Source organism: Arthrobacter terricola, from assembly GCF_004354015.1.
GTDB lineage: Bacteria > Actinomycetota > Actinomycetes > Actinomycetales > Micrococcaceae > Arthrobacter > Arthrobacter terricola.
The window spans coordinates 214,680-227,167 of sequence record NZ_SMRU01000003.1 but is presented as its reverse complement, the minus strand read 5'-3'; the positions used below and the strand labels follow the sequence as shown (position 1 = coordinate 227,167).

15 protein-coding genes are annotated in these 12,488 nt (G+C 64.4%); 2 read left to right on the top strand and 13 right to left on the bottom strand.

Features of this window, described 5'->3' with window-relative positions; translation table 11 throughout:
• Positions 1 to 137 precede the first annotated feature (137 nt).
• On the top strand, positions 138 to 1,346 hold the full coding sequence (locus E1809_RS04050) for an MFS transporter (protein ID WP_133202941.1): 1,209 nt from the start codon (positions 138 to 140) through the stop codon (positions 1,344 to 1,346).
• Between the two features lie 96 nt (positions 1,347 to 1,442).
• Here the strand turns inward: E1809_RS04050 and E1809_RS04045 are convergent, their stop codons facing one another.
• From E1809_RS04045 to infC, 5 genes are all read right to left on the bottom strand, one after another.
• Complete coding sequence (locus E1809_RS04045; protein WP_133202940.1) at positions 1,443 to 2,360, bottom strand: cation diffusion facilitator family transporter; 918 nt, start codon at positions 2,358 to 2,360, stop codon at positions 1,443 to 1,445.
• A 61-nt stretch (positions 2,361 to 2,421) separates the two neighbouring features.
• Positions 2,422 to 3,318: a TrmH family RNA methyltransferase gene (locus E1809_RS04040; protein ID WP_133202939.1), complete on the bottom strand. Its 897-nt coding sequence runs from the start codon at positions 3,316 to 3,318 to the stop codon at positions 2,422 to 2,424.
• 52 nt (positions 3,319 to 3,370) lie between these two features.
• Positions 3,371 to 3,901 carry a 50S ribosomal protein L20 gene (gene rplT / locus E1809_RS04035; protein ID WP_133202938.1) on the bottom strand — a complete coding sequence of 177 codons (531 nt, stop codon included), beginning with the start codon at positions 3,899 to 3,901 and terminating at the stop codon, positions 3,371 to 3,373.
• Between the two features lie 116 nt (positions 3,902 to 4,017).
• Positions 4,018 to 4,212, bottom strand: a complete 195-nt coding sequence (rpmI, locus tag E1809_RS04030; RefSeq protein WP_133202937.1) for a 50S ribosomal protein L35 — start codon at positions 4,210 to 4,212, stop codon at positions 4,018 to 4,020.
• A 117-nt stretch (positions 4,213 to 4,329) separates the two neighbouring features.
• Positions 4,330 to 5,328: a translation initiation factor IF-3 gene (gene infC, locus E1809_RS04025; protein ID WP_235835421.1), complete on the bottom strand. Its 999-nt coding sequence runs from the start codon at positions 5,326 to 5,328 to the stop codon at positions 4,330 to 4,332.
• A 379-nt stretch (positions 5,329 to 5,707) separates the two neighbouring features.
• Between infC and E1809_RS04020 the strand changes: the two genes are divergently transcribed.
• Positions 5,708 to 6,094, top strand: a complete 387-nt coding sequence (locus tag E1809_RS04020; protein ID WP_133202935.1) for a DUF1844 domain-containing protein — start codon at positions 5,708 to 5,710, stop codon at positions 6,092 to 6,094.
• 98 nt (positions 6,095 to 6,192) lie between these two features.
• Here E1809_RS04020 and E1809_RS04015 read toward each other — a convergent pair whose 3' ends face one another.
• From E1809_RS04015 to E1809_RS03985, 8 genes are all read right to left on the bottom strand, one after another.
• Positions 6,193 to 7,512 (bottom strand): MFS transporter, encoded by a 1,320-nt coding sequence (locus E1809_RS04015; RefSeq protein ID WP_133202934.1) that lies wholly within the window; start codon positions 7,510 to 7,512, stop codon positions 6,193 to 6,195.
• Positions 7,513 to 7,570: 58 nt separating this feature from the next.
• On the bottom strand, positions 7,571 to 8,482 hold the full coding sequence (locus E1809_RS04010; RefSeq protein WP_133202933.1) for an SseB family protein: 912 nt from the start codon (positions 8,480 to 8,482) through the stop codon (positions 7,571 to 7,573).
• The gene (gene priA, locus E1809_RS04005) at positions 8,482 to 9,222 is read right to left on the bottom strand and encodes a bifunctional 1-(5-phosphoribosyl)-5-((5-phosphoribosylamino)methylideneamino)imidazole-4-carboxamide isomerase/phosphoribosylanthranilate isomerase PriA (RefSeq protein ID WP_133202932.1); all 741 of its coding nucleotides are present in this window, start codon (positions 9,220 to 9,222) and stop codon (positions 8,482 to 8,484) included. Before priA ends, E1809_RS04010 begins: the two co-directional genes overlap by 1 nt.
• A gap of 46 nt (positions 9,223 to 9,268) precedes the next feature.
• Positions 9,269 to 9,427 carry a hypothetical protein gene (locus tag E1809_RS26545; RefSeq protein ID WP_165962198.1) on the bottom strand — a complete coding sequence of 53 codons (159 nt, stop codon included), beginning with the start codon at positions 9,425 to 9,427 and terminating at the stop codon, positions 9,269 to 9,271.
• Entirely contained in the window at positions 9,428 to 10,165 is a 738-nt protein-coding gene (gene hisH, locus E1809_RS04000; protein ID WP_133202931.1) for an imidazole glycerol phosphate synthase subunit HisH, read from the bottom strand.
• On the bottom strand, positions 10,162 to 10,788 hold the full coding sequence (hisB, locus tag E1809_RS03995; protein WP_133202930.1) for an imidazoleglycerol-phosphate dehydratase HisB: 627 nt from the start codon (positions 10,786 to 10,788) through the stop codon (positions 10,162 to 10,164). The genes hisH and hisB overlap by 4 nt, the downstream gene beginning before the upstream one ends.
• Before the next feature lie 43 nt (positions 10,789 to 10,831).
• Positions 10,832 to 11,950 carry a histidinol-phosphate transaminase gene (locus E1809_RS03990; protein ID WP_133202929.1) on the bottom strand — a complete coding sequence of 373 codons (1,119 nt, stop codon included), beginning with the start codon at positions 11,948 to 11,950 and terminating at the stop codon, positions 10,832 to 10,834.
• A gap of 79 nt (positions 11,951 to 12,029) precedes the next feature.
• On the bottom strand, positions 12,030 to 12,389 hold the full coding sequence (locus E1809_RS03985; RefSeq protein WP_133202928.1) for a LysM peptidoglycan-binding domain-containing protein: 360 nt from the start codon (positions 12,387 to 12,389) through the stop codon (positions 12,030 to 12,032).
• Positions 12,390 to 12,488: the final 99 nt, after the last annotated feature.

Genomic DNA, 12,488 nt, shown 5'->3' with positions numbered 1-12,488 from the left:
CCTGCCCGGCGCGCCCGCGTTCCGCCTATGGGAGTTGTCACATTGACGAGCATTCAGCCCGGGTCCCACACTAAGCTTGAAAATCGGATTTATTCCTCTTCGAGCGGCCTTCAGCTCACATTCCAAGAAACAGGACGATGACCACCACTGCTGTCAGCAAGACCTCCCCGAAGACCCGATCCCGCCACGTGGCGCTTGCCATCTTTTCCTTGGCGATGGGTGGTTTTGCGATCGGAACCACCGAGTTCACCATGATGGGGTTGCTGAAGGAAGTCGAACAGGGGCTCCGGATCAGCACGCCCGAGGCGGGAAACCTCATTTCCGCCTATGCCTTGGGCGTCGTGGTGGGCGCGCCTGTCTTCGCGGCGCTCGGTGCCAAACTCCCCCGTAAGCAGCTCGCCCTGGGGCTCATGTTGTTCCTGTCGATCGCCAACTTGTCGTCCTTCATCGCCCCGGACTACGGAACCATGTTGATCTCGAGGTTCGCCTCCGGCCTGCCGCATGGTGCGTTCTTCGGCATTGCCGCAGTGATCGCCTCGAGCTTGGTTGCGCCGACGAAGCGTGGGTGGGCAATCTCCATGGTCATGGGCGGGCTCACGATCGCCAACGTCATCGGCGTTCCCGTGGCCACCTGGCTTGGCCAGGCGTTCGGATGGCGCCTGCTGTTCATCGTGGTCGGGGTGATCGGACTGACTACGAGCGCGCTGATGTGGAAGTTCGTGCCCTTTGAACCTGCCCCTCCCGAAGCCAGCATCCGCCGGGAACTCGGCGCCCTCAAAAGAATCCAGGTCTGGTTGGCGCTTCTGATCGGCATCATTGGATTCGGCGGATTCTTCGCGACGTACACATACATCGCCCACACCATGACGTCCGTCGCCGGCATGCAGGAAGCCCTGATCCCGCTTGTCGTCGCCCTCTACGGCCTCGGCATGGTCGCAGGGAACATCGTAGGCGGGCGCATTGCGGACAAATCGGTGATGGGAACCATCTACCGCGTCCTCCCCGCCATCGCAGTGGCGCTTGTGGCCTATGCCGTCGCGGCCCACTGGGCTTGGTCGGCGCTCGTCATGGTCTTCGTAGTAGGCGGGATCGGTTCCATGTTGGTCCCGCCGCTGCAGACCCGCCTTCTGGACGCCTCGCCGGACGCGCCATCGTTGGCATCCTCGCTTAACCACTCCGCCCTCAACGTCGCCAATGCCTTGGGTGCTTTCCTTGGCGGCGTGGTCATCGCCTGGGGCTGGGGGTATGTGGCACCAGCCATCGTCGGGTCGGTCCTCGCTGTCCTGGGACTCGGCGTCGCCGGCATCAGTGGTTGGCTGGAACGCAAGAAGCCGCTGGCAGCATAGCCCTCCCCGGCTGGCGAGTTTGTGTACAGCTCGCACCCCTTAACGGAGCAGCGGATAAGGGGCAAGATCTGTACACAAACTCCGGTGGAGACGCTCCTAGGCCTGGACGCGCTCCACGTCCGGCTCGAGGTAGATGACCCGCGCGATGGGGACCGCCGTGCGGATCCTGAGTTCGGCGTCGTCGATTGCCCGGGCGATCTCCTGGCCGGTATCGGCGACGCCCACGCTGATCTTGGCGGCAACAAGCAATTCCTCCGGTCCCAGGTGCATCGTTTTGAGATGGATGATGCGCGTTCCGTCCGCTTCGATGGCCTCGGCGATGCGCGTAGCATCCTCCTTGGTGGCCGACTCGCCAAGCAGCAGCGACTTAGTTTCCACAGCGAGGACCACTGCGATCGCCACCAACAGCAGGCCGATCATGCCGGTTCCCGCGGCGTCCCATGCACCATTCCCGGTCGCGAGGGTCATGCCTACGCCGAACAGGGCGAAAACCAGGCCCAGAAGCGCCCCGAAGTCCTCCAACAAGATCACGGGCAGTTCGGGCTGCTTTGCATTGCGGATGAACTTGACCCAGCTCTGCTTGCCGCGCAGTGGATTGGATTCGTGGATGGCCGTGCGGAACGAGTACGACTCGGCGATGATCGCGCCCACCAGAACCGCCAGCGGAACCCACCAGAAGCTGCCTTCAATTGCATGCGGGTTCTGGAATTTCTCCCAGGCCTCAAAGAGCGCGAACAAGCCGCCGACGCTGAACAACACAATCGAGACGATGAACGCATAGATGTACCGTTCACGGCCATAGCCGAACGGGTGCTCAGGGCTCGCGGCCCGTTGCGCACGTTTGCCGCCAACCAACAAGAGCAATTGGTTACCGGAATCGGCCACGGAGTGGATCGCCTCGGCCAGCATGGACGATGACATGGTGAGGATGAATGCGACGAACTTGAGCAGGGCGATCGTCAGGTTGGCGGACAACGCCGCCACGATCGCCTTGGTACCGCCATTTGCAGCCACGAAAGCTCCACCTCTTCAGGTTCGGGGATGTGAGTGAGTACCGCAGGGATGCGAGGCAGCGTCAGGAGCCCCGCTGGGAGCGCGCGCTGGCGTAGAGGCACACAGTGGCTGCGGTGCCGAGGTTGAGGCTCTCGGCAGATCCATACACGGGCACTGCCACCCGGTGGTCTGCGAGGGCGAGTTCGGCCTCGGAAAGTCCTTGGGCTTCATTGCCGAACAACCACGCGGTGGGTGCCTCGAGGGGATAGTCGGAAGTAGCCTCGGACGCCCCAAGGCGTCGTGCGGCGTTCTCATCCTGAAGCTGGTCGAGGTTCAAAGTCCCGTAGCCGTCCGCGGCGAGGATTCCGATGCCGCGTTCCTTGCAGAGTGCTACGAGATGCTCGACGTCGGCTCCCAGCACCACAGGCAAATGGAAGAGGGAACCTGCCGTGGACCTCACGGCCTTCGGGTTGTAGATATCAACGCTGGAACCGGTGAGCACCACCGCATCGGCGCCGGCGGCGTCGGCTGCCCGAAGTACCGTTCCCGCATTGCCGGGGTCCCGCACCTGGCACATGACGGCGATAAGCCGCGGCCCGGCGTCGAGCACCGACTCAAGGCTCACGTCCACGAAGTCGCAGACGGCCACAATGCCTTGGGGATTCACCGTGTCCGCCATGGCGGCAAGGACGTCATCGCTCGCAAGCCGCAAGCCCACGCCCTCAGCCAGCCCGGCGAGTTCCGGTAGCCGTTCAAGGCAGCTTTCGCTTGCGTAGACTTCGTGTACGACGCCGGACTCCCCTGCAGCGCGTCGCTCACGGTGCAGGACCAGCGCCTCCCGGACGGCCTGGGGACCCTCAGCGAGGAACTTGCCCCGCTTTAAACGGGCCGGGCGCCCTGCAAGTTTCGCGACATCCCTCACCCGATCGGCTCGGGGGTTGGACATCAGGAAATCTTGCGGGCGCCCGGTTTCGTTCATATAAGAACTTTAGTGGCTAGTGCCACCGTCCTCTGAACCGTGGCTTTGCGTACTACTCGGCAGCGTCAGCGGCAGGCTTCTTCGCAGCCTTGGCCTTGGGGGCCTTGGCAGCGGGCTCTTCCTCGGAAACGGTTGCCGTGACGGCGCGCGCAGCCTTGGCAGCGGGAGCAGCCTTCGCGGAAGCCTTCGAAGCAGCGGCAACCTTGGCGGCCGGAGCGGAGGTGTCAGCCGGCAGGGCGTCCTTGGCGACCTTGACCAGGGCAGCGAAAGCGTTGGCGTCAGAGACGGCCAGCTCTGCGAGCATGCGGCGGTCGACCTCAACCTCAGCAGCCTTCAGGCCCTGGATGAGGCGGTTGTAGGTCAGGCCGTTGGCGCGGGATGCAGCGTTGATGCGCTGGATCCAAAGGCGACGGAAATCGCCCTTCTTCTTGCGGCGGTCGCCGTAGCTGTACACAAACGAGTGCAGCAGCTGCTCTTTTGCCTTGCGGTACAGGCGGGACCGCTGACCGCGGTAACCCTTGGCCCGTTCAAGGACAACCCGACGCTTCTTGTGGGCATTAATCGCCCGCTTCACACGTGCCACGTGCGTACTCCTTCAAAATTTCTTATCCCAAGCTGCTACAGCCGGTATCCGGCTCGCCTGAGAAGGCTTTGGTGTAGTCGGCTGCTACCGGATGGCAGCTGCCGGGAACTTGGAACTTAGACGCCGAGCATCTTCTTGATGACCTTCGCGTCGCCCTTGAAGACGATGCGGTCGCCGGCGAGGCGGCGGGTCAACGTGGTGGGCTTGTGCTCGAGGTAGTGGCGGCGGTTGGCCTGCTGACGCTTCAGCTTGCCAGTGCCGGTCAGCTTGAAGCGCTTCTTAGCACCGCTGTGGGTCTTCATCTTCGGCATGGGAACCGATCTCCTTACGTATCCGCAGAATGAATCTGCAGTTCTTTCACGCGGCCACCCCTGGGGAGCGGCCGCTGCTTTTCTTGCCGAGCGGAGGGAATGCCTCCCGCGGCGTGACTAGTTGGTCTTGCGTGCAGCCGGCTTCGGGGCAGCCTTGGGAGCTGCCGGCCTTGCCGTCGGCTTCGGAGCCGCAGGCTTAGCCATGGGCTTCGGCACCGGAACAGCACCTGGCTTGGGAGCTGCCGGAACAACCGGCTTGGCAACTACCTGCTCAGTAGCTGGCGCCTCGGGAGCCTTTACCGGAGCCGGAGCGGCTACGGGAGCAGCTTCGGCCGCGGGGGCTTCCTCAGCAGGAGCTTCCTCAGCAACTACTTCTTCGGCTGCTTCTTCCTCGACCGCTTCCGGGGCTGCGGTTTCCGGGGCTGCGGTTTCCGGGGCCGTGGCTTCCGAGACCGAAGATTCCGATGCCGCGGTTTCCTCGGCCGGGGTCGCTTCGGGCTGGTTCAGGAGTCCCGCCGGGAGCAGGTCTCCAAGAGACTGGGTCAACGGAGCGTCTCCGCCCGAGACGTCGATCCGCGCCGCGGCCTTGGCTTCGTTCTGCGCCTTGGCCTCTGCGCGCTGCGCCGCACGGCGGGCCTCCGCCTTGGCCTCAGCCTTGTTCTTCAGCGGCCCGATCACCATGACCATGTTGCGGCCATCGATGCGCGGGCTGGACTCGATCACACCAACTTCGGCGACGTCCTCGGCGAAGCGCTGCAACAAGCGGATGCCCATCTCGGGGCGCTGCTGCTCACGTCCACGGAACTGGATCATGGCCTTCACTTTGTCTCCGGCACCCAGGAACCGAAGCGCATGGCCGCGCTTGGTCTCGTAGTCATGGGTGTCGATCTTCAGGCGGAAGCGGATTTCCTTGAGAACCGTGTTGGTCTGGTTCTTGCGGGCCTCGCGGGCTTTGACAGCGGCTTCGTACTTGTACTTGCCAAAGTCCATCAGCTTGCACACCGGAGGCTTCGCCTGCGGTGCAACTTCAACAAGATCCAGATCAGCCTCGGCAGCCAAACGCAGGGCGTCCTCAATACGGACGATTCCTACCTGTTCGCCGGCAGGGCCGACCAAACGTACCTCGGGGACGCGGATACGCTCATTGATTCTTGGCTCGCTAATGTCAAAGCTCCTGGTGTTGTGATGAGTATTCCACCAGCAAATAGAGAAGGCCCCCAATTGCTGGCGCAATCGAAGGCCTCGAATGGCCGGATGACGCCCCTTCAAAGAGGGACGTTCACGCCGCCAAAGGTGGCCTTGGAAGGCGTCCGACCAGATACCCGGCAACTTACATCCCTGAAAGGGAAACGGCTGACGCGGGTGGGAGAGAACTCCGCTTGCAAACTGAAAGACAATTCTACAGAAAACAGGCCCCCGCCGCACATTAACGGTGGTGGCCCAGGAGTCTGGCTCAAATAGCTACTTCCAGTCGGTCTGTGTAAAGCTTACCAGCATGAGCACTTCAGACAGCAATTCCCTTGACAACGAGCCCCAGGGCGGCGACGCCGGAGTAAGCCAGCAGATCCGCGACATTTCGGAAGTTCCCGCGGTAGAGGTCATCACCACCGGCGCCGTTCACCTGATGAGTGCAGCGGCAGTCAAGGTCGGGCTCGCTGACGATCCCCATGCCGAGGAACTCAAGGACCTGGATGAAGCCCGCAAACTGATCACGGCCCTCGCCGGCCTGGTGACCGCCGCAGCACCCGAGATCGGATCGCAGCATGCCGGCCCGTTGCGCGACGGCCTCCGCTCGCTCCAGCTAGCCTTCCGCGAGGCGTCCCTGATTCCGGACGCACCGGGCAAGGGCCCTGGCGAGAAGTTCACGGGTCCCGTCAACTGAGCGGGCCCACTCAACTGAACCTGACTCGCACCAATACCTCAACGGTATGGTCCGCCGCGGCGGGCCGGCCTGCTTTGGCCGGCCCGCCGTCGTCGTTCCTAGGCCCTTTCGCCGGCGGCGGCGGAAACCCGGCGGCGGCGCTGCTGGAGAACCAGCCCGGCGAGGCATAGCACCACGCCTGCCGAGCCCACCGCGACGAATCCCGCCCACGGGCCGACGCCGTCGATGAATAGCCCGGCGAACGGCGAACCAAAAGCCACGCCGGCTGTCAGCGCGGAACCATACCAACCCATCGCCTCGCCACGCCGTTCCTCATCAACGATGTCCGCGACCAATTCCGAGGCCGCCGACAACACCGGCGCGCAGAGAACGCCGGGCAAGAGGGACAACAGGGCAAGGGTCCACGTATCACCGGCGAAACCCATGGGAATAGTGAGGGCAGCCATTCCGAGCAGGAGCAGGATGGGCGAGACCGGCCGGTGCATGGCCCCGTAAATGAGTCCACCCACCACCGAAGCCGCGCACCAGAAGAAGAAAACAACGCCGATTTCGCTTTGGTGCCCGCCGCGTTGCAGGACGGCCACAATCCCGACGTCGGTACCGCTCAGTACCATTCCGGAACCGGCGGCAACAGCAAACACTGCGGCGACCGCAGCCGTGAACCACGTGAAGTTCCTCGCCATCCGGCCGCGCAGGCCAGCCTGCTGCGAAGCAGCCGGAACCATCTCGGAAGCGGCCTCCTGGAGGTGGGCCGGCGCCGAAGCGACCACTGCGGCCTCGGCCGCATGGAGTTCGTCGGCGTCCCGATCAGCCGCCTGCTTGGCGTCGAGGACATCCTCGCTGCGCGTTGGCGGATTGAACCAGAGGAGGAAAAGCCCGGCGGCTGACGTACAGACCCCGACGACGGTCAACCCGAGCACCGTGAAACCGCTCGTGGCAACGACGGCGCCCACCGCGGGACCGATCATGAAGACCACTTCGGTGGCTATCGAGTCCAACGCATAGGCCGAGCGGCGTTGTTCACCGGCAACGAGGACCCCGAGGGACTGCCGGATGACGCTGAAAATGGGCAGTGTCAGCAGCCCGCCTACAAAGACGAGCGGCAGGATCCATTCGTAACTGACGTGCGGCACGATCGACCAGATGACCAGTTCGGACACCACGGACGGGATGAGCGCACGCCGCAGGCCCACAGTATCTACGCGCCGTCCCCGCCACGGCGCGCCGATGGCGATACCGATAGTGAAAACGGCTGCCGCGGCGCCGGCGGCCGCATAACCTTTGCCCAGCGTCAGCACGATATGCAGCGTGAGCAGGACTCCCGCCGCGGAGTGCGGTATGCGGGCAATCATCCCGACAATCAAGAGCCGCCGTACGGAAGCAATGGAAAGCATCTCTCGGTAGAGAGCGAAATTCACGAGCTAAGTCCCCCTGTCCTGCGAAAGCAGGAAAGGGAGGTTCCCCCTGCGCCTTCGGCTACTGTGCCGCCCGTTGCAAGCTGACCTCGATCGAGTCAACCCGTTCGGCGAACAATTCGTTCTGCGCCCAACGTCCGTTCAGCCCGGATACCAGGTCCTGGACCCCGGCGGCGTCAAGGCCGTCTTCGAGATAGAGAACCACGCGCAGTTCGGGCCCCGGTCCCCCGCCCGCCATGGTTGATCCGTCCGCCGTGCGAGCGGCGACACCCGAGCCCGGCTGAACCGCGATCCGCCGCACGGCCGGGTATGCACCGGCCAAGGAATTGAGAGCAGACTCCAGTTCATCATCAAGGTACGATGGCGTCCAGTCCCGCTGCTGTGCAAGTGACCACATCGCCGGGCGGCGCACCACGAAGGTAACGTCCGAACCGGGATCGAGGACAAGAAGCTGCGCTCCCTCCGAAACGGCGGACAGCGCCGCCCGGGCTGCGTAGACGGCGACAGGACGGGCGTCCGGGTGCCAGGCTTCCAAGGCCGCGGCCGAGGTGAAGGCGGGCATCGCGGTCCTGCCGTCAGGAGCCGTCAGGGTCACGAGGGCCATGTCCGCCTGCTTGTCGGCATGGAGTCCATCGACACCTTCAGCTTCCTCGGCGAGTTGCGCCACCACGGGGACGAAGACACGGGCGGTCGCCAAGGAAGCGACGACCCCGGCTTCGGTCCCCTCGCCGGCAAGCAAGGCCCCGACGGCGGCAAGGTAGCCGGCGTCGGCCATTCCGTCGTCGTCCTCGAAGTTGTGGATCTTGGCCGCGTCACCGCTCAGGTCCCGGCCCGACCACGGCTGCCCCGCGGAGTCGCCGACTCCCCCGGCCCCTGCGAGGGCTGCTGCGATGTGGCCCGGCAACGCACGGTGCGGAGGACGTCCCGTTGCTTCGGGTGCGGGCGAACCGGAGGGCTGTGCTTCGTGGGACATCAGCGGCGGCCGGCTACGTCCAGCGCTTCCGGGAGGGTGAAGGCGCCGGCGTAAAGCGCCTTGCCCACAATCGCTCCCTCGACGCCGAGCGGAACAAGCTCCCGCAGTGCGCGGAGGTCCTCCAGGCTCGAAATTCCGCCGGACGCGACCACCGGCTTTCCGGTCTTCTCGACCATCTGGCGGAGCAAATCGACGTTGGGTCCCTGGAGCGTCCCATCCTTCGTGACGTCAGTGACCACGTACCGTGCGCAGCCGGCGTCTTCCAGGCGCGCAAGTACCTCCCAGAGGTCTCCGCCTTCCTTGGTCCAGCCGCGGCCGGCGAGGGTGGTGCCGCGGACGTCAAGCCCGACGGCGATCTTGTCGCCGAAGCGCGCGATTGCACGACGGGTCCATTCCGGGTTCTCAAGGGCCGCTGTTCCGAGGTTCACGCGGGCAACCCCCAGTTCGAGGGCGCGCTCGAGGGATTCGTCGTCGCGGAGTCCGCCGGAAAGCTCAACCTTCACCGTGAGCCGGGAGACAACCTCGCTGATGAGGTCCGCGTTGTTGCCGCGGCCAAAAGCGGCGTCGAGGTCTACCATGTGGACCCATTCAGCGCCGGCTTCCTGCCAGTTAAGCGCGGCTTCGAGCGGAGTGCCGTAGCTGGTTTCGGAACCGGCCTCGCCTTGCAAGAGGCGCACCGCCTGGCCGTCAACGATGTCGACGGCAGGCAGGAGTTCCAATACGGGCTGTTCGGTGGTCATTGAAGTCCTCGAGGTTGTGGGGCGGGCAGTGCCATCGCTCCGCGGGCTATTTGCCGGGAAGGGTGAAAAGGTAGGCCGCGAGCAGTGCCAGGCCCGCGAGCACGTAGAAGGAAATGGAAACCCACGCGGGGCGCCTCTGCTGGTGGAACGAGATTCCGCCGCCCACCAACAGGCCGGCAGCACCCATGAAAATGACGGACCACATTTAGGAAACGGCCTCCGGCACCGGCCGGTGCGGACGGAGGCTTTCGACCCAATTGCGCAGGAGCCGGGCACCGGCGTCGCCGGACTTTTCCGGGTGGAACTGGGTTGCGCACAGCGGACCATTTTCCACTGCGGCAATGAAGGGTGCGCCGTGTTCGGACCACGTGACCTTCGGCGGAGCCATCCTGGGCTGGGCGACGTCGAATTCCCACTTCTGTACGCCGTACGAGTGCACGAAGTAGAAGCGCTCGTGCTCCACCCCGGCGAACAACGTGGATCCTTCCGGAACCTCCACCGTGTTCCAACCCATGTGCGGGACCACAGGCGCGGGAAGGAGTTCCACCTTGCCGGGCCACTCTCCCATGCCTTCGGCCTCGGTGCCGTGTTCGACTCCGGCTTCGAAGAACACTTGGAGGCCGACACAGATGCCAAGGACCGGGCGGCCACCGGCAATGCGACGACCAATCAACCGGATGGCGTCAACCGCCTTGAGCTCGCGCATGACGGTTTCAAACGCGCCGACTCCGGGCACCAGGAGCCCGTCTGCGTTCAAGATATCTTCGGGCTTCGCGCTGAGTGTGACTTCCGCCCCGGCCCGTTCCAGCGCCCGGACGGCCGAACGAACGTTGCCCGAGCCGTAATCCAGGACAGTGACCGTCGGCTTGCCTTCGACCGAAACGATTCGGCCCGCGGCCTTCGGATCCACGATGGCTCCGTCCTTGAGGATCTGCGCGCTCATAGGGCGCCCTTCGTGGACGGAATACCTTCGACCCGCGGGTCGGATTCGACGGCGGCGCGAAGCGCCCGGGCAAACGCCTTGAACTGCGCTTCGACGATGTGGTGCGGATCCCTGCCTGCCAGAACGTTCATGTGGAGGCAGATACCGGCGTGGAGCGTGATCGCCTCGAAAACATGGCGGGTGAGCGAGCCGGTGAAGTGGCCGCCGATCAAGTGGTACTCCTGCCCAGCTGGTTCGCCGCCGTGCACCAGGTAGGGACGACCAGAGACATCAACGACGGCGTGAGCAAGTGCTTCGTCCAACGGCACGGTTGCCTCGCCGAAGCGGCGGATCCCGGCTTTGTTGCCCAGGGTGGTTCGCAATACTTCGCCGAACGTAATGGCCACGTCCTCCACCGTGTGGTGGGCGTCAATGTGGGTATCGCCGGTTGCCTTGACAGTCATATCGATGAGCGAGTGCTTGCAGAGCGCCGTCAGCATGTGGTCGTAAAACGGCACCGAGGTGCTGATGTCCGAGACTCCGGTGCCGTCGAGGTTGATCTCAACCAGGACCGAAGACTCGCTGGTGGTGCGTTCCATGCGTGCTGTCCGGGCGGCCGCCGTGCCGGCGCCGTTTTCGCTCATTGATATTTCCTTTGGAGGCAGGAGGGAAAGGTCAGGTTCAAGTCTAGGCCGGGGCGGAAAGATGCCCGTCCACCAAGGCTTCGAGCGCCTCAAGGAAGGCGGTGGTTTCCGGCTCGGTGCCGGCGGTGACACGCAGGTGGCCCGGAATGCCGACGTCACGGATGAGGACTCCGCGGTCCAGCAAGCCTTGCCACAATGTGTGCGGGTTCTCGACTCCGCCGAAGAACACATAGTTGGAGTCCGAGGCCGCCGGCTTGAAGCCCAGGCGGGTCAGCTCGCTGACGATGCGGTCGCGCTGGACCTTGATGTCTTCGACGTCGGCCATGAGGGCCTCGCGGTGCTGGAGGGCAGCCAGCGCAGTGGCCTGGGTGATGGCCGACAGGTGGTACGGAAGCCGCACCAGGCGGATCGCGTCGGCAACTTCGGGTGCCGCCGCCATGTAGCCGATCCGGGCGCCGGCCAAGGCAAACGCCTTGCTCATGGTCCGCGAAACGATGAGCCGCTCGCGGCCAGGAAGGAGCGTCAACGCACTCGGGGTGCCGTCGTGGGCAAACTCGTGGTAAGCCTCGTCGACGATGACAATGGCCTGGCTGGCCTCGCCAGCCTCATAGACAGCCTCGACGACGTCGAGGCCAAGGCCGGTGCCGGTCGGGTTGTTCGGCGAGCACAAGAACACGACGTTCGGCTGGAGTTCGCGGACCTGCGCGGCCGCGGACTCGGCGTCGAGGCCGTAGTCATCGGCACGGACCCCGGCAATGTACTCGGTGTCCGTTCCACTGGCCAGCAGGGGGTACATGGAGTACGTCGGGGGGAAGCCGAGGGCAGTACGTCCGGGACCACCGAAAGCCTGGAGGATCTGTTGCAGGACTTCGTTCGAGCCATTGGCCGCCCAAATATTGTCCGCGACAAGTCCGTGCCCCAGGTACTCAGCCAAGGCCTCACGGAGCTCGGTGAATTCCCGGTCCGGGTAGCGGTTCAGCCCGGTGGCGGCTTCCGCGACCGCCGCGGTAATGGCTGCCTGGACGTCAGCGGGCACGCCATGAGTGTTCTCATTGACATTGAGCAGGATCGGAACATCAAGCTGCGGGGCGCCATAAGGGCTCAGGCCTCGAAGGTTGGTCCGGAGGGGAAGTCGGTCAAGTCGCTCAAGCTGGTCACTCACCATGACAGTTTAAGGGGCGTCGGCTGTGCCCTGAAACTGTGACGGCGCGGACACCGTTCCCGGTTCGGACCGGAATGCGTCATGCCGACGGGACGAACAGGCGCTGGCCGGGGATGATGCGACCGTCAAGCAGGTTGTTCAACTGGATGATTTCGGCGACGACCTCCCTCGGATCCCGGCTCGGCGCGACCACTCCGGCGATCCCCCACAGCGACTGTCCCGCCTGGACCGTGACACTCACCGTATTAGTGGGCTGCAGTTCAGCCACCGAATCGGAGGCCTTGGCAGGAGAATTCAGGAATCCCCCCATGCTGAGCAGCACTGCGACCAAGAGCATCGCCGGCACGCCAAAGAAGACCACGCGGCCCCTGCGGGTCAGGTGGAGCCTGCCCATTGCTTCGGCACTGCCGGAAACGTGGACGGTGGAGATTGCGGTCATGAGCTGGGCCCTTCTGAACAATTGCCGTCCGGAACTCCGGAACGCGGCAGCCAATTCTTGCCTTCAGTGAGCGCCGTCGGCCCTGGCGTTCGTCAACGT

What these genes read in the sequence shown, in the direction of transcription:
- E1809_RS04050 (WP_133202941.1), top strand. Translation starts at nt 138, where the DNA reads ATGACCACCACTGCTGTCAGCAAGACCTCCCCGAAGACCCGATCCCGC.
- E1809_RS03985 (WP_133202928.1), bottom strand. Translation starts at nt 12,389, where the DNA reads ATGACCGCAATCTCCACCGTCCACGTTTCCGGCAGTGCCGAAGCAATG.
- hisB (WP_133202930.1), bottom strand. Translation starts at nt 10,788, where the DNA reads ATGAGCGAAAACGGCGCCGGCACGGCGGCCGCCCGGACAGCACGCATG.
- priA (WP_133202932.1), bottom strand. Translation starts at nt 9,222, where the DNA reads ATGACCACCGAACAGCCCGTATTGGAACTCCTGCCTGCCGTCGACATC.
- hisH (WP_133202931.1), bottom strand. Translation starts at nt 10,165, where the DNA reads ATGAGCGCGCAGATCCTCAAGGACGGAGCCATCGTGGATCCGAAGGCC.
- E1809_RS26545 (WP_165962198.1), bottom strand. Translation starts at nt 9,427, where the DNA reads ATGTGGTCCGTCATTTTCATGGGTGCTGCCGGCCTGTTGGTGGGCGGC.
- E1809_RS04020 (WP_133202935.1), top strand. Translation starts at nt 5,708, where the DNA reads ATGAGCACTTCAGACAGCAATTCCCTTGACAACGAGCCCCAGGGCGGC.
- E1809_RS04010 (WP_133202933.1), bottom strand. Translation starts at nt 8,482, where the DNA reads ATGTCCCACGAAGCACAGCCCTCCGGTTCGCCCGCACCCGAAGCAACG.
- rpmI (WP_133202937.1), bottom strand. Translation starts at nt 4,212, where the DNA reads ATGCCGAAGATGAAGACCCACAGCGGTGCTAAGAAGCGCTTCAAGCTG.
- E1809_RS04040 (WP_133202939.1), bottom strand. Translation starts at nt 3,318, where the DNA reads ATGAACGAAACCGGGCGCCCGCAAGATTTCCTGATGTCCAACCCCCGA.